Here is a 25,515-nt window from a genome sequence, read left to right as displayed (position 1 = left end):
ACACAGCCAGGACAAGGCCGCGCCCATCAGCGGGTGGCGGCCATCCTGCAACCTATACCCGCCGAGCCGCCGAGGCCTACGGCTGAGGGACGGCGGCGAGGTTGACCACGCGTACCCTGCCGCCCTGCGTCCAGGAGACGACACCCTCACCCACCGACCATCGCCTGCCGCCCGCCGGCAGCCGGGTGCCCTCGAACGTCACGGTCGTCCGGGTGCGGGCGTCGTAGATCTCGCCCGAGCCGACGAAGAACCGATCCCGGTACGGATAGCCGCGCAGCCCTCGGCGGACCTCGTACCCGCTGCCGTCGCCGCGCTGCACGACGGTGTCGTTCCCGCGGGTCCCGGTGCACCAGGTCGCTCCGCAGCGCAGGCGGACGACGCCGGGCGCGGGACGGACCTTGACGGCGGCTCCCGTCCGCAGATCCACGACCCTGGTCGGATTCGTACGCACGTCCAGAGGCTCGTCCGTCGCCCACGGCCACTCCACGAGCTGCAGGCCCTTGGACCCGGGCACCCGTTCCGGGACCCCTCCGTCGATGTTCATCCGCCAGACCCCGTCCAGCGGCGCCGACCACACGAGGTCAGGGCCGGCGAGCGCCAGACGATCGACGTTCTCGCCCGGGATCGGCCCGACCTTCCTCGCCCCTCCGCCGGCGCGCAAGGACGCGACCCAGGCATGCCCGCCGGCGACCCAGGCCACCCGCTCACGGTCGACGGCCAGCAGCCGCGGCACCTGCCCGAGGCCGGTGACGACGGTCCGCGAACTCCTGGAGGCGGCGTCGTAGACCTCGAACGTTCCCCGCTCGCCCCAGACCAGCACCTCCGTGGCGCTGATCGCCGCCAGCGGCCTGGACCGCCCGGGAAGGGTGAACACCGCCTCCGGCCACACCCGGTCGACCGCGTTCCGCTCCGGCCCCGGCTCGGCCGTGTCCACGCGCGGCACGGGCCAGGCGACCGTCACGACGAAGGCCAGGGCCGTCGCGCAGACCGCCGCGAGCGCCACCTGGGTCCGGCGGTGAGCCCGGCGCCGCCGCCTGGCCAGCACGCCGGGCAGCACGTCTCGGTCCTCGGCCCGGTCGGCGATGGTGCGCAGCGCCTGGGCCAGCTTCTCCTCGGTCGTCATCCCCACCTCCCCGTTAGCGCGTCCGCACGGACGCGGAGCGTCGCCAGCGCGCGCGACGCCTGGCTGCGGACGGTCGCCCGCGAGATCCCGAGCCTCGCCGCGATCTCCTCGTCGGCCAGATCCTCGTAGTAGCGCAGCACCAGCACCGCGCGCTGCCTGGCCGGTAAGGCCCGCAGGCGCTGCCAGATCTCGCCGAGCTCGTGTTCGTCCTCGTGGACCGGCGAGGGAACCTCGGCCGTGAGCTGCTCCCGCCGCCTCCTGCGCCACCAGCTCACATGCTGCCGGGCCATGATCGTCCGCACGTACCCCTCGGGGTCGTCCTTGTTGCGTACCCGGCGCCACGAAGAGCTCAGCTTGAGCAGCGCCTCCTGGACCAGGTCGGCCGCGTCGTCGGCGCTGCCGGTCAGCACCAGGCCGTAGCGCAGCAGCGCATGGCTCCTGGCGCGGACGAACTCCTCGAACTCCACCTCCCAGGGACGCACGGGCCGGCGTCCCCGTTGCAAAAAACCTGCCGTCTCGACCAGCTCCCCGGGCTGGCGTTCGCAGGGCGGTCCCCCATTGACGGCTTACCCAACCGGTCCCATGCTGGCGAGGGGGCCTTACGGGATGACGGGCCACAAGAGGCTGGCGCGATGAGCTTCCTACGTGCGAATGCTGTCTCATGCTTGGACGGAGCGGGCCAGGACGGTGTGCACCTGTTGTGGGCGCCGCCTGCGACGGCCGGCTACTCCACGGACGGCTTCTCGGTGCAGCGCAGAGCCGCTCAGAAGGCACCTGCGCCACTCTGCTTCACTGTGGACGAAGCCGCACTCGGTGAACTGGACGCCAAGGGTTGGATCGGCACCGCGCAGGGCGCGCTCTCGCTGCGGCGCGTGGGCGGCCCCGTGTTCCCTCCAGGAATGCTGGACGATCCGTACGACGACCCCACCAAGCCCGAGCGCCCGATCTGCGTGGACTTCTCCGGGCGAACGCCAGGGAACGTGCCGAATCCGCTGCCCGAGAGCGGCATGGTGTTCGCTGTCCAGGACCGGCAGGGCCAATCGCCGGCGCAGGCGAGCATCACTCGGGTCGGCCTTGAATACGACGCGCGGGTCGAGGTGCGGCTTCCCCGTGCCCGGGCCGTCAGACTGGAGGTGCGCGGCCGGGTAAGGGTGGAGGCGTGGAACGCCGACGGCTCGGCGGCCGCCTCGGCCACCGGATCCGGGTCGCTCACGACACTCGAACTCGCCGGGACGGCCATCACCCGGATCGTGCTGGAGACCGGCGGAACGGGCGAGCCCGCCGAACTGATCCGGCTGTGCGCGGGCCGATGGCGATGCGTGACGCCAGCGCCCCGGCCGGGAACCGGCCCGAACCCGCTGTTCCTGGACAACCTCGCCTTCGAGGAGAGCGGCGCGGCGGAGACACGGGCGGTGACCTGGGGCGGCCTGACCGGACTGGACTGCGGCCAGGGACTGGACGTCACGCTGCTTGGTCTTCCCGCGCGAACCGTCAGCTTCACGGTGGCTCGGTTCGCCGGCGAGGGCCTGGCACAGGTCTACGACGGATCGGGAGCGCTGTTGGACGAGGTCCGGATATCCGGTCCAGGGGCACGGCCGTTGACGTTCCGACTAACCGGCAGGGCGATCCGCAGGCTCGTGATCACCCCCGACAACCGCGAGATGCTTCTGCTGGAAACCTGCGTCGAGACCGACACCCGGCCCCCTCTGGGCCCCGGCCCCGTGACGCACGTCCCGCCCGAGCCCGAGCTGTTCCTTCTCTACGAGCTTGAGCTGTACACCAGCCAGAAGGTGAACCGCGTTTCGGCGGACACACCCTACGCGCTGACCATCCTGATGCTCGGCCACGAGGTGGTGGCGGCCCGGGAGGGCGACCCGCACGACCAGAGGTTCGCCGCGGGGCCGGCAGACAAGATGTTGCTCTACGCCCGGAGCGCTCTTCGGGAACTGACGATCTGCGTGGACGGGCCGGTGGAGGAGGAACAGGACTGGGCAGGCGTTCCGTACCTGGTCACCGGCATCCAGCTGCCGATCGGACAGCTGGACGGCACCCTCGGAACACCCGCCGCCGAACTCGCGGCCGCGCGGGCCCGAGCCCTCCCCGGCGAGCAGGTCGATCCGCAGACGTTCGCGGACGTCACATCCGCGCTCAAGGAGACGCTGGAGGTGTCCCGCGGGCTGAGCCCCGTGAGCGCCACGCTACGGACGCGCGCCGACGCGACGGACCCCTTCCACAGCCTCCAGGCATGGCCGTTCGTGATGTCCCTGGCGGTCGATCCGCTGTGGCGGAGGGTCCTCGGCTTGGGCTGGCTGGACACGACGGCCGTCTCGGGAACGACCTACGACTACCGGATCACCGGCAGGTTCCGCCGCGGAGACATCGACGAGATCCTCTACGGCTTCCAGAACGTGCCGCTCGGCACGACCCTGCCGATTTGGTTCGGCTTGGGGCCGTTCCGCTGCCGCACACCCGCCCCCACGACCGTGGACCTTCACCCCGCCCCGGCACCGGGTGCGCTACGCTCCGCCTGCCGCAGGGGCGTGGCCATCACCCACGACAGCCCACTGGACATCTCTGTCGGCTGGCCGACCAGGCACATCGTGCTGGATCTGGCGCCCGGGCACGACCTTGCGGCCGACGGCTACGGCCACCCTCCCGGATCACCGCTCCCCACCTGGCAGGAGCAGGTTCCCGCGGGCGGCCGTGTCACCCTGACTTTCCCCCAGGAGATCAACCGCGTGGTCCTGACCGGGACCGGCTTCCTGTTCGGCCTGCGAGTGCCCCGGTCGGCGTCCGCGGACCCCGACGAGGCCGTTACCGTCTCGGCGGTCCTTCGCGGCGTCCGGCACACGGGCTCCCAGCCGCCTCCAGCCCCGGCTTTCCTCGGGACGGTCAACCTGCAGGAGCCGCCCGCGCCGCTCCCGCCGGACGGCGTTCCCGTCCCGCCGCCCGCATTGGGATTCCGGCTGCGCTGGCTCCCCCCGTACGACGCGAACCCGATGCCGTGGCCGCCGAACCTGGGCGCGCATCCACCCAGCGACGCGATGGCCTTCGTCATCGAGCGCCGCAGAGTCGACACCGGCGGTCCCTACACGTCCCTGGAGCGTGACGGCACGAGCCTGCTCGTTTTCGGCAACCGCACCGCGCGCGGCGAGCCCGCACCGCTGGTTCCCGGCACGGATCTGGCGGCCGCGTTCCCCGAAGCGTGCCCGCCCGAACCCCCGGTGACGACTCTCATGGACCTGGACGACGTGCTCGTCACCGAGCAGGCGGGCGGGCCGCCACCGGGCAGCCTGCACCAGTACCGGATCTTCTCCGTGGACGTTCTCGGCCGCCGGTCCGCCTCGGCCGCGACGGGGTCCGTCGTCCGCCTGGAGAAACACCGCCCTCCGCCCCGGCCCGTCGCGCCCCCGGATCCACCGCCCCCGCCCGGGACCGCCGAGCCCTTCGGTGTTCGCGCCCGTGTGCTGCACCGGAATGACGAGGGGTTGGACGCCGGCGACCTGGACAGGCTTGGAACGGCCACCAACGCCGTGGTGCTGAGCTGGGGCTGGACGGACGAGGAACGCGCGCGTGATCCGTTAACCCGGGAGTTCCGGGTCTACTGGCAGCCCGCGCCTCCTGATGCTGTCCCGGGCCGGCTCACCGGGCCCGCGGTCAGGACCTCCGACGGCTGGGAGATGACCGCGTCCCTTGACAGCGCCATCGCCCCCTCCGCGATGGCCGGCCGTTACCTCTCGACGGGCGGCCGCCCGCACGAGGTCCTTTCCCACACCGGCGGTACGTCGGTCACCGTGGTCCTGCGCCCGTCCAGGCTGTCCGGCGAGCCGCCCGCCGAAGGCCCGTTCGTCTTCCAGCCGCACCTGGACGGAACGGAGCTCCGCCCGTTCGCCTGGGCCGAACGAGTGGCCACCTACCCGGTGACCTCAGCCAAGAGGTACGAGCATGTCCTGCGCGACCGTCTCGCTCCTGACGCCGCCGGCCCTCTGGCGCGCGCCTGGATCGGCGTGAGCGCAGCGGACGGCGAGAGCTACGTGCCGGACGAGTTTCCCGGCGGAGACCGCCCCGGTAACGAGAGCAGCATCGTGCCGGTCGTCGTGCAGGCCCGCTACCGGGGACGGCCCGTCCTCAGCGCCGCCGACGCGCTCCCCGACGTCCCCGAGCATGTGACGACCGAGCCGGTCCTGCCGGCCGTCCCTGTGACGCTGGACCTCCCTGCGATCCTGCCGGACCTCCAGGTACCGGCAGGACACCGCCTCCAGCTGGACCGGTTCGGCGCTGCCGAACTCGTCACCAGGCTCGGCGTCACGGCCGACGGCCGGTTCCGCCTCGCCCTGCCCGACGGCGCCTCCGAGCAGTGGAGTCTGAGCCCGCCCGACCACACCGCCCTCCTCGCACAGATACGCGGAGGCGAACCCGGCCGGATCGAAACGCGGTTCCTCCTGGACGCCCTGCTGCGCCACCGTCCCGCCCTGGAGACGCAGTGGCAGGCGGCCCTGCCGTCTCCGGTGCCGTACGGCACGGTCTCCTTCGACCTTCCCGGACCGGCCGAGCGCCACTTTCTGCGCGTACGTCTGGCCGATCAGGCCGGGCACCTGTCCGCCGAGGCTGCGGTCCTTCCCTTGGCGGTCCGGGTGCCCTCGCCGCGCCCGCCCGGCACCCCCCGGTTCACGGCCGAAGCCGGCGCCGGAGGGACCGTGACGGTCTCCGCGCTGGTGGGCGACTCCTTTGACCTCGCCTGGCTCCTGATGTTCGTGCACCAGGCCGCCCCGGCCGACGCGCTCATCGACCCGGCGGCGACGGTCCTGCGCATGCCGAACCGTCGTGATCTGTACCCCGACGATGGCGTCCGCCTGCGCCTGTCGGACGGCACCCTCCTCGCTCCCCGCCCCTTCGACGTGGCCGCGGGCACGCTCGACCCCCCGTACCGGCAGGTCTCCTGCGAGCTGGGTCCAGCGCCGGAGAAACGTCTGACGCTATGGGCGGTCGCCCTCAGCCGTGACGGCATCCCGTCACCACCGAGCACCGGACGCACCGTGCTGGTGCCGCCAGGCCCGCTGAGGCTCCCGGCCCTGACCGTGAGGGCCACGGACGGGCGCGACGAGGTGTCCTGGGCCGCGGCCGACGGCGTCCGCCTGTGGGCGCTGGAACGCAGCCTTGACGGCGCCGCATGGACACAGGTCACCCCCTGGCTCCCCGCGCACCGCACTGAGGCCGTGCTCGAACTTCCGCCCGGGCGGCCCCGCCGGTACCGACTCGCCGCACAGGGCACCTGGTCACGCTCCGGGCGCGGCGACCCGGTCAGCCTCCTCTGACCCCGAACGGAGCCTGCAGTGCCCTCTTTCTTCTCGCCCCTGACCACGCCGGACGCCTGGACGTACGAGACGGTCGGCCACGTGATCGTCCCGGCCGGGCTCCGCTACGGCGGCTACCGGTTGCGCGGCCTACGCGCCACGCCGCCTGCCGGCGGCACGGCCGGCATCCGCGCGCCCGCCCTCGGCACGCTCCGCAAGGCCATCGGCGGCGGAACGGCCGTCGTTGAGCTCCAGCCGGACCCGTTCCCCGCCCGCCGCCTGATGGCCGCGCTTCCCTGGGGTCTGCCGACCTTCTACCTCGTGCTGCCCGACGACGGCTCGCTCGTCGCGTTCTCCGACGGCGACCTGGCGGCGGGCGGCGAGCCGCTCTGCTCCGGTACGGCGGTCACCATCCTGATGGCCGTCCAGGACAGGCTCGTCCTGGACCCGCCCACCTGGGCCGCGCAGATCCTCGGGGCGATCACCGCCGTACGCGGCGACGCCGCGGACTGGAAGCCATTCCACGACGCGATCGCGCCGCTCGGCCGGCACACGTCCGCGCCGGTCCTGCTCCTGGACCACACCGGCGAACCGCGGATGTCCGGCGAGGTCGACATCGTCCTCGGATCGGCGGCGTACAGGGCCGAGTTGGAGCCCGGCGACGACGGGGACCTGCAGAAGGCCGTGTCCAGGAAGCACCGGGCCGACCACAGGGCCATGCCCATCGCGGACCTGTTCAGCGCGGGCGGCGCCGTCACCATACGCCCGGTCCCGGCCGGCGCCGCGGAGATCCAGCTCGCTCGGCTGGAGGACCAGGCCGCGGCCGCCGGCGAGCAGGCCGTGTCACCGGCCGCCAGGCATCTGATCTACACAGACCTGGGCCAATGGTTCGCGCGGCAGACGGCCGTGTCGGAGGACCCCGCCGACTTCCCGCTGCACCGCTACACACGCGGCAACCGCGTCCGCTACTTCGTGAACGGCCCGGAGTACTTCCACGACCTCCTGCTCGCCCTGCACGACGCCGCCCAGTCCGGCGCCGGCCGGTTCGACCTGGCCGGATGGTCCGTGGATCACCAGGTCAAGCTCATCGTCCCCGGCCCGGACGACCCGGACGACCTGCCCGTGACGCTTCAAGACGCCTGCGCGGCGCTCGGCCTCAAGCACGGTGAGGTGCGCATCCTGGCGTCCCGGCTCTACCAGCTCAATCCCGGCTCGTCGGTCTCCTTCCACCTGGGCGTGCTGCTGACGCTGGTGACCTCGGCGGTCGTCACGCTGCGAGGGGTGCCGGCGATCCGGACCGACGGCTCAGGCGTACTGGTCTGGTTTCTGCTGCTCATCGGCGCCCAGCTCTACCTGGACCGGCTTTTCAGCGCGAGAGGCGAGCCCTTGGAACAGAACAAGCCGGCCGTCGATGAGCTCAGCCAGCTCCAGGGCGTCTCCTGCGTCTACTCGCCCTATCCCGCGACGATCGACGACAACACCGTCCGCTCCCCCGACACCCTCATCCTGCGTACCTTGTACGACGCCACCACCCGCTTCGGCGTGCATCACCAGAAGCTCGCCCTGGTCCGGAACGCGACCCGGACGATCGGCTACTGCGGCGGCATCGACATCTGGCCCGACCGGCTGGACGACGCCCGCCACCTCGCTGCGTTGCCCTTCCACGACGTGCACGCCCGGGTCGAGGGTCCCGCGGTCCGCGATCTGGCCCTCACCTTTCATCAACGCTGGAAGCGTGACGGCGACGCCAACGCCGCGCACGAACTGTCGAACGCCGTGTGGGAGAGCCTGGGGACGGACATCGTGCAGGTCGCGCGGACCTACTTCCGGCCCGCCGCGCCGGCGCGGCGGTTCGCCTTCGCTCCGCAGGGCGACATGACGATCCACGACACGATACTCAACGCCCTCCGTTCCGCCCGCGAGTCCGTCTACGTACACGACCAGTACTTCACCCCGCCCCAGGACTACCGTGACGCGCTGATCGCCGCGGCGGGACGGGTGAAGAGCCTTGTGGTCGTCATGCCCGGACTGCCCGACCAGCCGTTCGGTGAGATCATCAGGACTGGTCTGATCAAGGATGTGTACGACGCCGCCGAGGACGGCGTCGTACACATCGGCTACCCGCGGCTGCGGTGGCGGCTGCCGGGCAACGACCGCCGAGCTTCGTCGGGCAAGTGCCGGCTCGCCGAGAGTGTCGCCGCCGCTGACACGGTCGTGGCGGTCGGGCCACCTGCCAGGGTGCCACCGCCCCCGTTCTGGCTGGCGGTCGAGGGCGAACTGATGTACGTCCACGACGAGATCGGCAGCGATCCCGAGATCCGGCGGCTCGTGGTCGTCCGCGGCGAAGGCACCCGGCTGGTACGAGGCGGCCCGGCTGCCGAGGGTGCCCGGGCCCGCTCCCATCCGGCCGGGGTGACCGCTTCGGTCGTGCACCTGCCCGAGGTCTACGTGCACGCGAAACTGATGATCGTCGATGACGTGTTCCTGAGTCTGGGCTCGGCCAACCTGAACCGGCGCGGCATGTCCCACGACAGCGAAGCGAACATCTTCACGGTTCCGCAGGCGCTCAAGGCCGACCCGGCCAACCCTGTCGCCGCGCTGCGGCGGCGGCTGTGGGCGGAGATGGCCGACCTGCCTGAAGGGCTCGCCGCACCGCTGCTGCGCGACCCAGCCGACGCCGCGCGGCTCTTCCGGCGCTCGCCGCTGCTGGGCAACCGCCTCGTCACCACCGACACCCGGCCGACGCACCTGATGTACGGCGCGTCCACCGGGGACGGCGCCATCAGCGACATCCTGCAAGGCATCGGCCTGGGGCTCGTCACCGCCGACCACCCCCTGCTGTTCGACAGCGTCATCGATCCCGGCACGAGTTCGTGAGGGCCGGGCGCCGGTCATCCGGACGGGAGATCTGAACATGCCGCGACCCACCCGCCTGTTCGACCTGTTCGGCGACTTCACCGGCGATTGGCCGCTGTCGGTCGTGCAGTACTTCGCCGGCCTCCACGCGCCCGGGTCGACCACGCCGGACCCCGGTTCCTGGCTGCGGTCGCTCAACCAGGGAGTGCGCCTCGTCGACGTCCACGCCGGCGTGTCCGGCGACCGGGCCACGGTGGAGGCCGCAGCGCTGCTGGACCTGGGGCAGACCGGCTACCTCGGCGGCTTCCCGTTCGTCATCGCCTCGATGCCGGATGTGGAGTTCCGCATCCAGGAGGTCATCTCACCCGCGGCGGCGGTCCGGGTCTACGTCAGCGCGGCGGACGATGGCACGGAGGTGCTCCTGGAGGGTCTGCCGGTGGAGATCCGGCTTCCCGTGGGCCTGGTCTCGCCGTATCCGAGTGGAGAGCGGGCCACCGGCGACTTCCAGCCAGGACGTCATGACGACCTGCGGATCGTTTATCGAGACATGGACGTCACGTCGGTGTTCGTCCACGTCAGGCTGCACGTGACGGCCGCCGGGGAGACCACCGTGCGCACCGCTGTCCCAGTCGGGTTCTCCGACTGCGAGTTCCTCGGCCTCGCCTGCCTGAACGTCCACGACTTCCAGCTCCTGCCCTCGCCCTCTCTCGCTCCGACGCCCGGGCCGGACCTGGAACCGCTGGAGCCCGACGGCGCGGAGTGGCTCCGGCACGGTATCCGGCCCTGGATCCCCGGGGTGGCCGGACCCTACGACGGCTGCTTCGGCGCTCGCTCGGTCGAACTGGATCCGGCACGCCCGCCGCTCGCGGACGCCCTGCGCGCGCTCAGCGGCCGGGCCGGGCACGCCGACGCCCCGTACACGAGCGGGCCCAGCGGGCTCACGCTGCCGCCGGCGGAACCCGTGAGTCAGGCGGAACTCGTCCTCGAGGACGTCGTCCTGCCGTTCTTCGGGATCCCGCTGCCCCGACATGTCACCATCGGGCTGCGGCGGCGCACGGTCGCCGCGTCCGACCCGGTGGCCGAGACCTCCTTCGAGACCGCCCCGATCCTCGTCGGGATCAATGCGGCCCCGCTGGTGGGAGTCATGGTGGAGTCCCTGTTCTACCGCTCGATCACGCCGACCAGCGCCGACGCGGGGCTGACCGTGTCCGTCGCGTTCCTGCTGAGCGGGGAGGGCGCGGCGAAGCACGCTGTCGGCCTCACGGTCGAGGACGGGTGGACCTTGCTGGCGACGTACCGGCGCGACACCGACCCGGAGACCGGCCGGCCGGTGACGCGGCCGGAACGCGACGCGGTAGACGCTCTCCTGCATCACGAGATAGGCGGGAACATCGTCGACGTGATGGCCGTGCGCGTCGGCTACGCGCTCGGCCGGGCGATCTCGGAGCGCCGCAGCTTCGGGGAGTGCTTCGAGCTGACCGCCGACCTGCTGGTGTACCTGCCTGCCACAAACCCGGGCCCGGCTGGACTCAGGTCCCTCGACGGACAGGCGGTGCAGTTCCTCGCCGAGCGGATCGGCTGGCGCGACGGCACGATCAGCGCCGGCGGGTTCAGCCTGCCGGACGGGGTCGTCGGTCATCTCGGACCGTTCTTCGTCTACGTCAAGGAGATCGGCTTGGTGGCTGAGGACGGGGCGAGCTACTTCAGCGTCTCGGGAGGGCTCGGCTTCGCCTGCCCTCCAGGAACAGCAGGCGGCGCCGGGGTCGAGCGGCTCCGGCTGCGCGTCGCCGGCTCGACGGCGGCTCCCTTGGTCAAGCTCGGCGGCGCTTTCATCTTTCTTCGCGCCGGTTCGTTCGCGCTGGAGGTGGGCGGTTGGTACGTCGATGAGTACATCGGCCCGCTGCACCGCAGCGAGTACGCGCTGACCGGATCCGTCCAGGTACCGCTCTTCGACGGGATCCAGCGTTTCGGCGTGGACGTTCTGTGGGGGTCCATTACCGGCCCCGACACCGACCTCCGCTACTGGCTCATCCAGCTCTTCTTCCAGGGGTCGATCCCGATCAGCGTGGTCGAGCTTCGCGGCGCCCGGCTGCTGTTCGCGAACGACATGCAGCCCAAGCTGGTCGACCCTGGGCCCGGCGAGCTGCGCTACTACAACTGGTACAAGCGGACCGACCCGGTGACCGTGAAGGGCGACCAGCGGATCGCCGCATGGCGGCCCCGCGCGAACTCCTGGGCTCTGGGCATGGGCGCCGGGATCTCCTTCGCCAACGCCGGCAAGGTCATCGAACTGGGCGCCTTCGTGCTGGTCGTGATGGGCCCTGACGAGCGCGGCGTCCTGGTCACAGGGGAGGTCCGGCTGCTCAGCTCGTCCGAGGCCGTTGGCTACTTCGCACTGGAACTGGACCTCGCACGGCACCGCTACAGTCTGCTGTCGGGCGTCCGCCTGCGCATCTCGACGTTCCTGGAGTCGTCCCCGGCGTGGCTGGACGGGATCCTGGCGATCGAGGGCACGGTCTTCCTGTCCAACGATCCCGCGACACTGGCGATCGGGCGGCTGGCGGACGAGCGGAGCTGGCTGTCGGCCCGGCTCGACCTCGACGTCTCCTTCCTCGCCCAGGCGCATTTCCTCGTCGGGCTCTGCCTGGAACTCGTCGAGGGCCCCGACGGCGTCAACGGGTTCGGGTTCGTGCTCCGGGCAGAGGTCGACATCGACGCGGGCATCATCCGTGCCTCGGCGTTCGTCGGCCTCGGCCTCAGCTACGCGGTGTTCACGACCGGGTCGGTCGACCACCTGTTCCGCGCCTGGGCGGAGGCCGGGCTGCGGATCGTGCTCTTCCGCTTCCTCAGGTTCGGCATCACGGCACGCGTGCAGTACAGGCATGTCGGCGCGTGCCCCTCACGCGATGAACTGCAGGGCGAGGTGCGGCTGGAAACTCCCTGGTTCCTGCCCGACGTCACCTGGCACTGGGAGCACACCAGCGGCACCCTGGAGGTGGCGGCGCTGGCCTCGGCGGCCTCCCCGCTCCGCTCGGCCGCCGCCCGGCTGGACTCCAGCGACGAGGTGCTGCCCGTGGTCGTGGTCCGCGCCGACGCCTCCTGGGACGGGCAGGGCCCCTCCCGGCCCATGTCGGTCCGGACGTTGCGCGAGCCGGGTCCCGCAGAGGCCGAGCGGCTCACGCTGCTCAGTGGTCCCGACGCCCCCGCTCCCGTTCCCGTGGACGCGACCATCGAGCTGGAATGGTCCGTCGCGGTCAACGACCGGCTCGGGCTGTCCACCAGGATCGCGTCCGGCCGCGGTGACCAGCGGACCGGCGACCTCCGTCTGGCGTACGACCTGGTGGAAGTACGGATCCGGCGGCGCCCTCGGTACGGGCCGGACCGGGCGTTCCGCCCGCTGGACACGGTGACGGAGCTGGGGGTCGAGTTCACGGAGCGGGGGCCGGAGATCAAGGGTTCGTACGAGGCCACCGCGCTGGCCATGCTGTGGGATCTGGACGTCCGCGCGGACGGCGCGCCCACGACCAAGAAGCTACGGCTCAACGCCGCGACGCCGTTCGGGTTCACCGTGTCCAACCCCGAGACCGACGAGCAGACCCTGGAGGCGTCCCCTGCCTGGCCGTGCTGTGCCGGGCCGGCGCGTGGCGAACCCGCTCCCGGCCACCAGCTCAGCTTCCGGGCCGAGCGGGTCGGGGAGGATCTGCGGCTACCGCGGTTCTTCGCCGGGACGCAGAGCACGGTCCGGTTCCTGTCGCCCGCCCGGACAGCGACGGGCAGCCAGGGGCACACCGCCGGAGTGCTGTCCGCCGGCTCTTTCCTGCCGGCCTTCCGCGTCGACCTCGACGAGGACGCGGCGGCCGTAGTCCTGGCCTACGGGTGCTCGGGCAGCACCTTCGTCCATCTGGTCGACGCCGACGGTGAGCTCATCGAGGTCCGTGATTTCCCCGCCTCATCCTCGGTCCAGCAGGTACGGCTGGTCGCCCGGAGGCCGATTCGCAGGGTGGACGTCTGGGTCGCGCCGCCCGCGTTCCTCCCGGCGCAGCTTTCTGCCTGGCTCGAACTCGACGTCATCGCCTACCTCCCGGTCGCCGACTGGCGCGACCGGGAGGAGAAGCGGCTCGCCTGCGCGCGCCCCGGCAGAATCACCGGTTACGAGGGCAGGGGAAAGCTCGCGTTCCTGCCCAACTTCGAGTACGAGATCGCCGTCACCACGCGGGTCTCCGTGACTCATCCGACCGTCCCTGCCGAGCGGGCCGACGTCGTGGAGTACGTCTACTTCCGGACGAAGGGCCTACCGGGACTCAACGCGACGGAGCGGACCGGCGCCGAACTCGACCCGTACGTCCACCATCTGTACCGGGGCGGATCTGGCACCCTCTACCGGGAAGAGCCCGTGGCGGCGGTCTTCACCGAGGGATTCCAGGTGGCCGTCCCCCTCACACTGCGCCCTGGCGGCTCCGCCGAGGAGAACCTGACGGTCCAGCGCATGCATTTGGTGGCCCGGTCGGACACCGCCGCCGCGAACGCGACACCGTTCGACACAACCAGTGCGGACTGGATCGCCCTCCACCGTCAGCAGCCGTCCGAACTCGTCACCGCCTGGGTGGGCACGAAGACCCAGCCGATCACCACCGGGGCGAAGCTGACGAGCGAGGACCCCAAGCGGGCGCGCCTCGCGGCGCTCACTCAGCGCCCGGACGCCGCCGGCTGCGCACCCGCCGATGCCCGCCAGACCATCGGGACGGTCCTGCTGGCCACTCCCACGACCGGCCTGTGGCCTGCCGGATCCAGGTGCAGCGCGACCGTCCGGCTCCAGGACGCGCCCTTTGTGGACCGGCGGCCGTTCGCGCCCGGGGACGAGACCGCTTTTGAAGCCCTGCTGGACTCCGGGCCCGGCGGCAGGTGGACGACCGACGACTCTGGTCTCGGCCCCAGCGCCCCAGGTGGCCGAGCCTACGCCGTCTTCGGGGAGCCCGGATGGGACCATATGACCGTTCAGGTGACGATCGCCCATGAGGGGACCGCGGCCGGGATCGGGCTGTCGCTCTCGGCCTCGAGCACCGCCGCGCGAGGCCTGTTCGCCCTTGTCGAAGGCGAACGGCTCGTACTGCGCCGACGGTCCCCCGGCGAGCTGGACGTCACGGTCGGCCAGGCCGACCTCACAACTTCGGCGCCCTGGCTGCTTGAGGTCACCGCCTTCGACGACCGCGTACGGGCCAGCGTCGGCGATGTCCGGATCGAGGCCGACAGGGACGAGTTCCGGGAAGGGCGGCTCTGCCTCGTCGCCGACGGCACCGCCCGCTTCACCTCGCTGCTGGTCACCGGGCTGGACCTGTATACGTTCCCCTTCACGACGAGTCGCTACACCTCGTTCGCCGAGCACATCCGGAGCTTCCGCGGAGCTCTCCCCGCGCTCGGGCCCGAAGCCATGGGGCCCGGGACGACGACGTCGACGGTCGCCACGCTCTCCGCCGAACCCGCGCCAGGCGGCGACCCCGCCGCCCGGCAACGCACGTTCGACCGCTGGATCTCCGCGCTCGGCATGCCAGTCGAACAGGACGTCAGCTCGCTCAGGCTGATCCGGTACGTCGAGGACGGCGCGACCGCACTGCTGCTTCTGCAGACGCCGGAACCGCTCGACTTCACCTCCGAGACACAGCTCCAGCTGACCCCTCGGACGACCGCGACGCCCGTCCCCTGTACGGTCCTCCAGGACGGGCCCGGTCTGGCCGCATTGATCGTCCCGGCGAACCCGCTCCCCGCAGGCGCGTATGCCCTCTCATTCACGCTGGCACGCCGCCGCTGGGAGGCCGCTGAGGCTGCTGACGGGCTGGACCACTACACCGCCTCGGCCACACTTGACCTGGCCTGGTGAACCTCCTCAGCGCTTCCTCAACGAGGAGGGGCGTGGGAGAAGGTGGAGATCCACTCGCCGTCCACCTCGCGGGTGTTCCAGCCGATGACCAAATGGGGCTCCAGGGTCTCGATCAAGGCCCCGGCCGCGCGTACGGTGACCACCAAGCTCGACCCGGACAAGCCCGCACTCCAGCTCCCCCCGGCGCCCGAACGCTGAAGGGACTCTTGCGTAGTCTCGCCTCATGACGACCGCGTTATGCGTACCGCAATGGCAAGGATCGGCGTCGGACAGGGCGCCGCGGCTGATGGCCGGCGCCCGCCGCGCCGCCGGGCTCGTTCCCGCCGATGCGGTGGTGACCGTACCGGTGGCGGAGGCCGGCGGTGACAAGGCCGCCGGGGTCCGCGCCTACGACGTGCTCGTGGAGAACCAGCGGTTGACGCGGAAGGCGCTGGCCGGCATCGACGACCGGGTGATCACCGTCGGCGGCGACTGCGCGGTCGACCTCGCGCCCATCGCCGCCGCCCGCGCCCGCTACGGGGACGCTCTGACGGTGCTGTGGATCGACGCGCACCCGGACGTCTACAGCCCGCGGACCCTCCCGTCGGGAGCCTTCCACGGGATGGTGGTGCGCGCGCTGCTCGGAGACGGGCCGGCCGGCCTCGCGCTGGAGCAGCCCCTGACCCCGCGGCAGGTGATCATCGCCGGGGAGCGGGCCGGTGATCCGTCCGAGCACGAATATCTCGCGAAGACGGGGCTGCGCAGGTACGGCGTGGACGACCTGGAGCGCGTGCTCGACGGGCTGCGCGGCCCCGTGTACGTGCACATCGATCTCGACGTCCTGGAGCCCGCCGCCTTCGACGCGACCTGCTACCCGGAGCCGGACGGCGTACGGCCGCAGCGGCTGGCCGACCTCGTCTCCCAGGTGGACGACATCGTCGGGGCCGCCATCACCGAGTACGCGCCCTCCGGCGACGACCTCGACCCCGGCGAGGCCGAGACCATCCGCCTGCTGGCCGCCGCGCTGACCGGCCGCTGACCGGTCAGGTCCGTACGTAGCGGCGGAACGTGCCGTCGGTCTCCTGCTTGAGCCGCGTCACCATGGACTCGGCGTCCTTGCGCGGACGAGCGCGAGCCCTTCGGGGACGGTCTTGAGGGTGTCGGCCTCGCTGTAGCCCCGGGAAATTTCCAACGGATTTGCCTGACCTGCAGCGATAGGATCAAGCTTGGAGAGCGTGATCTCGACGGTGATGTGCGGATTGTCCAGCTGCGGGAGCTGAAGCCCACGCTTGAACTCCTCGGCATCGTCCGGCATCACCTTCGGCTGAACGGTGACCTTGACTTGACCGGTCTCCTCATCTGAGTGCGCCAGCATCGTGGCCACCTCAGGACGGGATCGGAGCCAGGAGACGACCGTGTCCTGGGCCCGCCGGAGCTCCGAGGCCGAGAATCCCTTGCCGCCGATCAGGGTGACCTCCATGGGGAGGGTCCTGGCCAGCCCGATCGCGCGAGCAGGGATGGGACCCTTGAAATCGTACCCCTCGAAGTCCGTCGGGTTGGGCGACGAGGTAGCAGCCACCCGGGCCGCGTATCGCTTGACGACCTCCTCCGGGGATCGGCCCGACGACGCCGCCTCTCGCTTGAGCCGCTTCAGGGTGGGCCGATGCGCTCTGGGCTGATCGGCCCGCGTTCGCCAAGGTCGCCGCCGCCGCGCACCCCGGCGACGTCCTGCCCGGACCACTGTCCAACCTCCACGACCTCGCCGCCAACGACGCGACGACCGCGCTGCTCATCAACGTCATCACCGCCGCCGGGCAGTTCCAGCGCGACCTGCAGAACGAGCTGACCGCCGAGGGCATCGCTGCGGCGGAAGCCGAAGGGCGCTACCGAGGCCGGCCGCCCGCGCTGACCGGCACCCGGCTTGAGGAGGTGCGATCGGCGTTCGCCGACCACGGCACCTCCATCGCGGCTCTCGTCCGTGCGCATGGAGTGAGCCGGGCCGCCATCCGGACCCGCGCTGATCGGACTTCTGCCCGGCCGGCCGGGTCCGCCCGCACTCATCCCGGCCGGGGATCCTGCCGAAGCGTCCCACTAAGTTATTCGCGGGTACGGCCAACGGCTGCCCGCAGGTTCCCCGACCCCCCGTAACCCCCGCCTTCAACGCTCTGTAGCCGCCTGCAACCACTGAATCTACCCGCAGGTGCCTACCTTGACGTGATTCGAGTTCTTGTTGGCCACGCGAGTGCCATTCTTGTAAGCGCTGATCCGAGTGTAGAACTCATAGCAGGAACGTGCCTCCAAGTTCCCGGCGAACACATCCGGAGCGCTCCACGTCGCGGAGCCCTGATTGGTGCGACAAGCCATCGTGTAGTCCGAGTAGCCGCTCGAGTTCTTTTTTCCCATGATTACCACACAAACGTTGGTGTAGTCGCCGTTGTTCGTCATGCTGCCCGACCCCTTGATGTACCGCCCATCGACGATGGTGTAGCCGATGTGGATGACGGAACCTGCGGCTTGTGCTGGGGCGGCGCCTAGGACGCCGCTGGCTACGATTCCCGCCGCACCAATAACTGCCGTAATCTTCTTGAGGTGTTTCACTTGCTAGTCTCCTGTAACTGAAGGGGTGTTGGGGGTTGCGTCTCGGCACCTTGCCGCGCCGGCGCCGTGAGTGTTCGTCGCCGGGGCCAACCTGACCAGATTCAGCTTGGCCCCGGATCCTTCGGCTCTTATGGCCGGCAGTCCGCTACTGTCCGCAATACATTCGAGTACTTGGTAGTAGTGCCCGAGGTGTGCTTCCAGACGGCCTTCGCGCGCCAATCCCGCCAATCCATCATGGTGTCCGCCCTGCAAGGAAGATCCTTGAAAGAGTACGACTTCTGAGAAGGCGTGACGATCCCTGATATCGTGACACGAGTTTGACTCACGTCACTCCAGCCGCCAAGCGCAATCTTTGTCTGGAGCACAATTTCGGCTGAGTGGATCGCGCGGTTCGGGCAGCTGGTGTAGCTCGCCGACCCCTTGATGTATGCGCCATCCTTGATGGTGTACCCGATGTCCATCTTGGTACCGCTACTGCAGTTGATGGCCGCACTGGCTGGCTGGACCTGCCCTACGATCGAAATCCCAAGCGAAAGGGCAAGTACGCCCAGGCGAGCAACGGTCTTCCGCACAGATAATCCTTCCCTGATTTGCGAAATTTCGTGTAACGCGGCCGTTGCAATGTGGACTTCCCGGCACGCTTCAGCCGTCGCGTTGTTCCGATTCTTCCGGCACCAATGCCGTTCCGATGCGCAGTAATGCAGGTGTAAGAGGCTGGTTGACCTCAAAGGGGCCCCGTTGCACCTCATAGTCCGCTAATCGGGGGTATGGACGTGACTCAGGTTTCGGGGAAGCTACTCGCACGGAACGGTGATCGAGTTCGAGCGCAACTCCGTCTTTCCGCCGTCTGAATGGTAGAAGACCACAAAAGTGTCGTATTTGCTCGTGATCCTCGGGTTTTGGCAAATACGATCCTTGGGCGAGAAGGACCGACTCGATGGTGTGGCGATGCCCTTGATCTCAACCTCTGTGGCAAACAGCCGACCACCGTTTCTGCGTATCCAGATCTCGGCCCGGGATATCGGCCGATCCGGGCAGCTTGTGTAGCTGGCCGAACCTTTGATGTATCCGCCGGAAAGGATGGTGTACCCGATGTCCGTCTGGGTGCCGTTGGCGCAACCGGCGGCTGCCTGTGCCGGCGTCGACGGTGCCAGAAAGAGCGCCGTTGCCAGGCTGCCGACGGCAGCTGCCGACTTGATCCGCGTCAGTTTCATATGATCCCTACTTTTGGTAGCGAGAAGAGTCACGGCAGGTGACCTCGGACGTCGATGATCTTTTCGGCGCAGCGGTCGGTGGCGATGATGATGCCGTCCAAGCTGAGATGGACGAGGCCGGCGTCGGTGGCGTTTCCGGTCGCGTGCACTAAGCATGCAACCGTCGAGTTGCCGTTAGGGTTGGCAAAGCATTGGCAGCGGCCGTCAGGAGTATGGCTATGCGATTCCGGGTGCTCGGTCCAGTCGAAGTGCACGCTGATGACGGCCGGGTGCTGAGCCTGGTGCGCCGGCAGGAGCGTTGTCTGCTGGGAATCCTGCTGCTGGAGGCGGGCCGGGTGGTGTCGGTCGAGCGGCTGTGCAGCCTGCTGTGGCAGGACGACCCGCCCGAGCGGGCGCGTCAGTTTCTGCGCAGCATGGCCTCGCGGATACGCGCGCTGCTGGCCGAGGCCGGCGAGGCGGAGCCCGCAGTGACGTTGGTATCCGACCGGGGCGGCTACCGGCTGATGGTGTCTCCGGACATGGTCGATGTGCACCAGTTCCGTCGCCTGCTCGAGATCGCGGCCGCCACCCCCGAGTTGAGTGAGCGGGATCAGATGCTACGAGAGGCGCTCGCCCTGTGGGCCGGTCCGGCGCTGCACAATGCCGCCGACGAGCAACTGCGGCAGCGGATCTGCGCCGATCTGGACGAGCTGCGCTTATACGCCGTCGAGGAATCCGTGGCGGTCGGCCTGGAGCTGGGCCGCCATCACGAACTCATCCCCGAGCTTGCACGACTGACCGGCGAACACCCGCTCAGGGAACGCCTCGTCGGCAGTTACATGCTCGCCTTGCACCGGGACGGACGCTCCGGTGACGCGCTGGAGGCATACGCCCGGACGCGTGACCGGGTGGCCGACCAGCTCGGTCTGGACCCCGGTCCTGCCTTACGCGAGCTGCACCAGGCGATTCTCCGTGACGAGGTTGACCTTCCGCCACCAGCGACATCATCGCACCCTTCTCGACCACCCACGCCCGGTGTGCCGGCGCAGTTGCCTGCCGACGTGCAGGGCTTCATCGGCCGCGAAGCTGAACTGGCCCAGCTCGATGATCTTCTCGATGAGGAGAGCACATCGCTGACGGTTGCCGGGACGCTCGCCGCCGGATCTCCGGCGGTGGTGATCTCGGCCGTGTCGGGTACCGCCGGTGTGGGCAAAACCGCCCTGGCGCTTCGATTCGGGCACCGGGTGCGTTCCCGGTTCCCCGATGGGCAGTTGTATGTCAACCTGCGCGGCTACGACCCCGATCAGCCGATGACCGCAAGCGACGCGCTGGCCCGGTTCCTTAGCGTCCTGGGCGTGCCCGAAGCGGAGATCCCCCTGGAGGTGGACGAGCGATCGACCCTCTACCGCAGCGAGATCGCCGATCGGCGTATGTTCATCCTGCTGGACAACGCCTCCTCGGTCGAGCAAGTCCGCCCGCTGCTGCCCGGCACCGGGACGTGCGCGGTCGTGGTGACCAGTCGCGACAGCCTCGCCGGGCTGATCGCGACACACGGTGCCCGCCGTGTCGAACTCGACCTGCTTACGCAGGACGAGGCGGTTGTCCTGCTGCGCACCCTGATCGGCCCGCGGGCCGACACCGATCCCGACGCCGTCGCGACTCTCGCCCAGCAGTGCGTCCGTCTGCCGCTGGCTCTGCGGGTCGCCGCCGAACTGGCCGTCTCCCGTCCCCTGACCCGCTTGGCCGAGCTCGTCGCCGAACTGGCCGACCTCCAGTCGCGGCTGGACCTGCTGGACGCCGGTGGTGATCCTCGCGCGGCCGTGGCCACGGTCTTCTCCTGGTCCGTGCGGCACCTCTCCGCCGAGACCGCTCGCGTGTTCCGGCTGCTCGGTCTGCATCCCGGATCCGGCTTCGACACCTACAACGCCGCCGCGCTGGCCGGCAGCTCGTTGCCGGAGGCGCGCCGCGCCCTGGACACGCTCGCCCGGGCCAACCTCGTGCACCATGCCGGCGCCGGCCGGTACGGCATGCACGACCTGCTACGCACCTACGCCGCCGACCTGAGCGCGGCCTGTGACGGGGACGGACAGCGCGGGGCCGCGCTGGAGCGGCTGTTCGACTACTATCTGGCCACCTCCGCGGCCGCCATGGACACGCTCTACCCGGCCGAAATCCACCGCAGGCCCCGGATCCCCGCGCCCGCGACCCCCGTCCCGGACCTGGCCGACCCGGGCGCAGCCCGCGGCTGGCTGGAGGCCGAACAGCCCACTCTGATCGCGGTGGCCGCCCACACCGCCGCCCATGGCTGGCCCAGCCACACCAGCCGGCTGTCCACCACCCTGTTCCGTTACTTCGAAGCCGGCCACAACATCGACGCACTGACCATCCACCGGCACGCCCTGGATGCCACCCGGCAGGCCGGAGACAAGGCCGGACAGGCACACGCACTCCATGGCCTCGGAAGTACCTACCTGAAGTCCGGCCACTACGAACAGGCCACCGATCACCTCGAACCGGCTTTGGATCTCTTCCGCCAGGTCGGCGACCCCATCGGTGAAGCGCGCGCCCTGAACAACCTCGGTGGTGCGGAGGACAGCCGGGGCCGCTACAGCCGAGCCACCGAATACTGCCGTCAAGCCCTCGAGCTTTACCGGCGTACCGGCGATCAACTCGGCGAGTCCCGCGCGCTGGTCAAACTCGGCGCGGTGGAGATGCGCCAAGGACACTACGGCGAGGCCACCCACCACCTCCGGCAAGCCCTTCTTCTGGGCCGGCAGACCGGCGACCGTCTCAGCGAAGCCGACGCACTCGACATGCTCGGGTGCGTCGAGCATCGGCAGCGCAGCTACGACCGAGCGGTTGACCACCACCGGCAAGCCGTGGACCTGTACCGGGATACCGGCGACCGAACCGGTGAGGGCATAGCGCTGGCCAACCTCGGCGTCGACTACCTGGGCCTGGGAAAACACGACGATGCCCTCGGGTTCCTCCAGCAGGCTCACACCTTGTTCCTTGAGGACGGCGACCACGAAGGACAAGGCATAGCGCTCAACGGCCTCGGCGAAGCCACGTACGCCGCCGGGCACCACGCCGACGCCGTCACCCACCACAGCGCCGCCCTCACCATCGCCGACGACAACGGCGCGGTGGATGAGCAGGCCCGCGCCCACGCCGGCCTCGGCAAGGCCCATCAAGCCCTGGGCGACCTCGCTCGCGCCCGCCATCACTACGAGCAGGCAATCACGCGCTACGCCGATCTCGACGTGCCCGACGCCGACGATGTACGAGGACACCTCGCCGCCCTGGATCACGTGAGCACCAGCCGGCCGTAACCGCCCCTGTTCACCATTGTTCCGTTGGCGAGCCGAACGGTCGGGCCCGCGGAAACCCAACGCTGATGCTCGCTGCGCCCTATGCCGAGGACCACCTCGAATCGGATGCATCGGAGTCCCGGCCGTCCCCTCGGATGGGCCTCGCTGTAGTCCCGGGGAAACTTCCAACGGATTTGCCTGACCTGCAGCGATAGGCAGGGCCTGCACGGCGGGCGAGGGTCTCGGCGTAGCCGGCGCGGGTGGTGGCCGCCTTCACCGACTCCAGGAAGCGTTCGACCGCGGCCGTCATCGGCGCCCTCATCGGCGAGGCGGGCGGGGGCCCGGTGGCCGGGGCCGGCGGGCCGGGGAAGCACACGACGGACACAGACGTCCTCCAGACAGGCGATGTGTGGCGGCGGAGGTCGAGCTGGGCGAACACCGGCCAAGACGATCAGGCCGGGCGTGACAACGCTGACCAAGATGGTGGCCACCGCCTGAACCGGCGCCACCGCGCCAACTTGGGAGAAGGTCGCGCACCTGCTGACCAGTCAGTTACGCGCGGATCTGGATCGGCGCGGGTTTGCTCCCGCTGACCGTACTCGGCCAGAACGTCCGGATCGATTCCCAGTCGCTCGGCCAGATGGGCCACTGCCGCCGGCGGCGCCGCACCACCTCATCCGGCACGAACCCTAGCCAGGCAACGTGCCGAGTTGGACGGCAAGGCCGAGGCGGTCAGTCGGGCCACGGCCACGACCCGGGTCGACATCGACACCCCCGCACCGCCACCGGTCAGAACCGTACGAACCGTGCAGGTCAGGCAAATCCGTTGGAAATTTCCCCGGGACTACAGCGAGGCCGTGTCGGAGAAGGCCCACCGCTCGGGTCGGCCCGACCCGGACGCAAGGTAGCTTTCATGACCTCTCGCAGAACCGTCCTCTCAGAACGGCGTCAGCGCCAGGTCATGCGACATGGGCCGATTCATTGCTGGAGGGTCTGGCTGCGGGCGATGACGTCCAGGATGCCGTCTCTGGTCTGGCGGAAGACGGCGGCGGCGTCGGCGGCGGCCGCGATGATTGCCTGCTCGGTGGGCGCGACCGTGGGTTCGAGGACGAGGGCCACGGTGTCGGCGAGGACGTCGGCGGGGTCACCGGTGCTGGGCGGGGCGGAGTCCGGGTTGGACATGGCGATGCCGAAGCCGGTGAGCATGGCGTGCATGGCGTAGGACTGATCGGCCAGCGGGCGGTCCTGGCGGAGTAGTCGGTGCCGGCGCAGGATCGGCATGACCGCCTCGCACATGGCGCTGGGCCGAGTGCGGTCGAACAGGTCGCGGTCGCTGACCTGTTCGGTGAGCAGTCGCAGCAGTTGGGCGTCCTTGGTGGCGAGGCGGCGTGCCAGCGGAGATCGCAGCCCGGTGCGGATCAGCAGCGGGGCCAGGCGGCGTGGCAGGACGGCGGCGGGGTCGGCGGTGATGCGGGCGACGATCTCGTCCAGGAAGGCCAGCAGTTCGCGGGCGAACAATCCGAGGATGAGGTCTTCCTTGGTGGGCCAGTACAGGTAGACGGTGCCCTTGCCGACCCCGGCCGCTGCGGCGATCTCGCTGACGGTGACCTTGTGCACGCCGTGGTCGGTCACCAGTTCGCGCGCGCTGTCCAGGATGCGGGCGGCTTTGGGCGAATGATGTTCGACCAGCTGACTCACTGTGCTCCTCCACGGTCGTGCTGTCGGGTCGCGCTCCGTCAGGTTGTTCGGCCAGGTTGTTCAGCTCTGGTCAGGGAGCGGCGACGTCGATGTTCTTGGCCTGCATGTCCTTGTTGTTAAGCATTCTCCTGCCCATGACCTTGCCGACGCCCGGCATCCGCATCAGGCGCATCATTCCCGCCCGCAGGAGAAGCTCTTTACGGTCGTGCGGGGTGAATATGCGGCGTCCGGGCAGGGCGCTTTCCTGCTGCAGGTGGATGAACGGCCGCATCCGTGCCTCCCAGGCCCGTAGCGCGCCGGGTACGTCATCGGGATGGCGTTGCAGCATGGTGCCCAGCAGTTCGCCGCCGGCCATGCCGCTGGAGGCGCCCATGCCCGCGTACAGAGTGACACACCAGGCCGAGTCGCCGATCAGGACGACCCGGCCGTGGTGCCATTGCGGCATCTTGACCTGTTGCACCGAGTCGAACAGCGCATCAGGTGCCTCCTCGTAACGTGTCAGCAGTCCTTCCAGCAGCGGGCCGGTGGGTTCGGGGCCGTAGGCGGCGCGGATGGACTCGATCGGCGGCCGGCTGAATTCGGCGTCGATGTCGCTCGTGCGGTAAGAGAACAGCAGGCTCGGGGCGTGGTCGGCAAAAGGGAAAGCCCACACCGAACGGCCCGGTTCGGCCAGGACCAGGCCCTCGTGCAGGGCGAAGCCGTCGACCGGGCCGTCCAGCACGGTGGCGCCGATCATGTAGTTCAGCGGGTGCAGGTACTCCTCGGGGCCGAAGGCGAGCTTGCGCACCGTGGAGCGCATGCCGTCGGCGCCGATCACCAGGTCGAAGCGCTCGGTGACGGTGGCATCGGCGGCCGCGTCGTGCAGCGTCACCTCCGCCGCGGCGTCGTCCTGAACGATGCGGGTGGGCACGGTGGAGTAGCGGATCTCCACATCGTCCGGCAATGCCGCGAACAATCCTCGCTCCACATCCCCGCGCAGCAGTGGCCGGGGGCCGGCGGCCATGGCGAAGGGGTTCATACCGGGACGGCGGCCTCCCGCCCGGTCTACCTCGTAGCTGGTGACGTGGGGGCCGCTGCGGTCTCCGATGGCCTCCAGCACGCCCAGGCGCCGGGCCGAGGCGATGCCGGCGCCGAACAGGACGATGAAGTATCCGCCGGAGCGGCGTGCGGGCGCTCGTTCCACCACGACCGGCTCCCACCCGACCTGCCGCAGCCGCAGCGCGGTGGCGATGCCGGCTATTCCCAGCCCGACCACCAGCGTGCGGCCGGTCTTACCGACGTTCGTCATGTCGACTCCTCTCGGGGGCTTCCAGCTCAGAATAGCCAACAAACTGACCAGTTTGGTCATTCTGGTCAGTTGAGGCGGTCCCCCTGTGGCTTTGCGAGCGCCGTGACGGCGAGCCGACCGCAGCGCAAGAAGTCCGCCGCGCTTTTTCTCTGGCGGCTGCGTGCCTGGACCGGCTCCGGGCTGGGGCATGAACGCGTCTCGGCGGGGCGCTGGTCTTCGACTACCGCGCGGCTTCGGCGAGAGCGACGGCGAGCCGCGCCAGGTCCCCGACGTCAGCGCCGCGATCGTCTGAGGAAGACG

Annotated in this window: 15 protein-coding genes; 6 read left to right on the top strand and 9 right to left on the bottom strand. The window is 70.0% G+C overall.

Annotated features, from left to right (window positions below):
• Positions 1-76 precede the first annotated feature (76 nt).
• Both SMD20_RS09090 and SMD20_RS09085 read right to left on the bottom strand, forming a co-directional pair.
• The gene (locus SMD20_RS09090; RefSeq protein WP_329577606.1) at positions 77-1,123 is read right to left on the bottom strand and encodes a hypothetical protein; all 1,047 of its coding nucleotides are present in this window, start codon (positions 1,121-1,123) and stop codon (positions 77-79) included.
• The gene (locus SMD20_RS09085; protein WP_329577604.1) at positions 1,120-1,605 is read right to left on the bottom strand and encodes a SigE family RNA polymerase sigma factor; all 486 of its coding nucleotides are present in this window, start codon (positions 1,603-1,605) and stop codon (positions 1,120-1,122) included. The genes SMD20_RS09090 and SMD20_RS09085 overlap by 4 nt, the downstream gene beginning before the upstream one ends.
• A gap of 312 nt (positions 1,606-1,917) precedes the next feature.
• Here SMD20_RS09085 and SMD20_RS09080 point away from each other — a divergent pair, with 312 nt between their 5' ends.
• The 5 genes from SMD20_RS09080 to SMD20_RS09060 are packed head-to-tail and all read left to right on the top strand — an operon-like array spanning position 1,918 to position 16,166.
• Positions 1,918-6,438 (top strand): hypothetical protein, encoded by a 4,521-nt coding sequence (locus tag SMD20_RS09080; protein ID WP_329577601.1) that lies wholly within the window; start codon positions 1,918-1,920, stop codon positions 6,436-6,438.
• 18 nt (positions 6,439-6,456) lie between these two features.
• A complete protein-coding gene (locus SMD20_RS09075) occupies positions 6,457-9,294 on the top strand; it encodes a phospholipase D-like domain-containing protein (RefSeq protein WP_329577598.1) in 2,838 nt (945 codons plus the stop codon).
• A 37-nt stretch (positions 9,295-9,331) separates the two neighbouring features.
• Positions 9,332-15,148, top strand: a complete 5,817-nt coding sequence (locus tag SMD20_RS09070) for a hypothetical protein (RefSeq protein WP_329577595.1) — start codon at positions 9,332-9,334, stop codon at positions 15,146-15,148.
• 42 nt (positions 15,149-15,190) lie between these two features.
• Positions 15,191-15,346 carry a hypothetical protein gene (locus tag SMD20_RS09065; RefSeq protein ID WP_329577592.1) on the top strand — a complete coding sequence of 52 codons (156 nt, stop codon included), beginning with the start codon at positions 15,191-15,193 and terminating at the stop codon, positions 15,344-15,346.
• A gap of 25 nt (positions 15,347-15,371) precedes the next feature.
• Complete coding sequence (locus SMD20_RS09060) at positions 15,372-16,166, top strand: arginase family protein (protein WP_329577589.1); 795 nt, start codon at positions 15,372-15,374, stop codon at positions 16,164-16,166.
• Positions 16,167-16,223: 57 nt separating this feature from the next.
• On the opposite strand, the gene SMD20_RS09055 is transcribed toward SMD20_RS09060, so the two are convergent.
• The 5 genes from SMD20_RS09055 to SMD20_RS09035 form a co-directional block, all read right to left on the bottom strand.
• Positions 16,224-16,607, bottom strand: a complete 384-nt coding sequence (locus SMD20_RS09055) for a hypothetical protein (RefSeq protein WP_329577586.1) — start codon at positions 16,605-16,607, stop codon at positions 16,224-16,226.
• 170 nt (positions 16,608-16,777) lie between these two features.
• Positions 16,778-17,080, bottom strand: a complete 303-nt coding sequence (locus tag SMD20_RS09050) for a hypothetical protein (RefSeq protein WP_329577582.1) — start codon at positions 17,078-17,080, stop codon at positions 16,778-16,780.
• A 237-nt stretch (positions 17,081-17,317) separates the two neighbouring features.
• Entirely contained in the window at positions 17,318-17,725 is a 408-nt protein-coding gene (locus tag SMD20_RS09045; RefSeq protein WP_329577579.1) for a hypothetical protein, read from the bottom strand.
• Between the two features lie 794 nt (positions 17,726-18,519).
• Complete coding sequence (locus tag SMD20_RS09040) at positions 18,520-18,939, bottom strand: hypothetical protein (protein ID WP_329577575.1); 420 nt, start codon at positions 18,937-18,939, stop codon at positions 18,520-18,522.
• Positions 18,940-18,968: 29 nt separating this feature from the next.
• The gene (locus tag SMD20_RS09035) at positions 18,969-19,193 is read right to left on the bottom strand and encodes a hypothetical protein (protein WP_329577572.1); all 225 of its coding nucleotides are present in this window, start codon (positions 19,191-19,193) and stop codon (positions 18,969-18,971) included.
• A 15-nt stretch (positions 19,194-19,208) separates the two neighbouring features.
• On the opposite strand from SMD20_RS09035, the gene SMD20_RS09030 reads away from it, so the two are divergent.
• Positions 19,209-22,250, top strand: coding sequence for an AfsR/SARP family transcriptional regulator (locus SMD20_RS09030; protein WP_329577569.1), 3,042 nt, complete (start codon positions 19,209-19,211; stop codon positions 22,248-22,250).
• A 957-nt stretch (positions 22,251-23,207) separates the two neighbouring features.
• Here SMD20_RS09030 and SMD20_RS09025 read toward each other — a convergent pair.
• Both SMD20_RS09025 and SMD20_RS09020 read right to left on the bottom strand, forming a co-directional pair.
• Positions 23,208-23,927, bottom strand: a complete 720-nt coding sequence (locus SMD20_RS09025) for a TetR/AcrR family transcriptional regulator (RefSeq protein WP_329577566.1) — start codon at positions 23,925-23,927, stop codon at positions 23,208-23,210.
• A 70-nt stretch (positions 23,928-23,997) separates the two neighbouring features.
• Positions 23,998-25,275, bottom strand: a complete 1,278-nt coding sequence (locus SMD20_RS09020) for an FAD-dependent monooxygenase (RefSeq protein WP_329577564.1) — start codon at positions 25,273-25,275, stop codon at positions 23,998-24,000.
• Positions 25,276-25,515 lie beyond the last annotated feature (240 nt).

It is taken from the genome of Nonomuraea sp. LP-02, assembly GCF_036289125.1.
GTDB classification, from domain to species: Bacteria; Actinomycetota; Actinomycetes; order Streptosporangiales; family Streptosporangiaceae; genus Nonomuraea; species Nonomuraea bangladeshensis.
Note: the sequence above shows the minus strand (reverse complement) of the source record. Positions and strands in the feature narration are given on the sequence as shown.

Coding starts and splice junctions, on each gene's coding strand:
- SMD20_RS09090 (WP_329577606.1), bottom strand. CDS start 1,123: ATGACGACCGAGGAGAAGCTGGCCCAGGCGCTGCGCACCATCGCCGAC.
- SMD20_RS09070 (WP_329577595.1), top strand. CDS start 9,332: ATGCCGCGACCCACCCGCCTGTTCGACCTGTTCGGCGACTTCACCGGC.
- SMD20_RS09060 (WP_329577589.1), top strand. CDS start 15,372: ATGACGACCGCGTTATGCGTACCGCAATGGCAAGGATCGGCGTCGGAC.
- SMD20_RS09055 (WP_329577586.1), bottom strand. CDS start 16,607: ATGGAGGTCACCCTGATCGGCGGCAAGGGATTCTCGGCCTCGGAGCTC.
- SMD20_RS09040 (WP_329577575.1), bottom strand. CDS start 18,939: ATGAAACTGACGCGGATCAAGTCGGCAGCTGCCGTCGGCAGCCTGGCA.
- SMD20_RS09020 (WP_329577564.1), bottom strand. CDS start 25,275: ATGACCAAACTGGTCAGTTTGTTGGCTATTCTGAGCTGGAAGCCCCCG.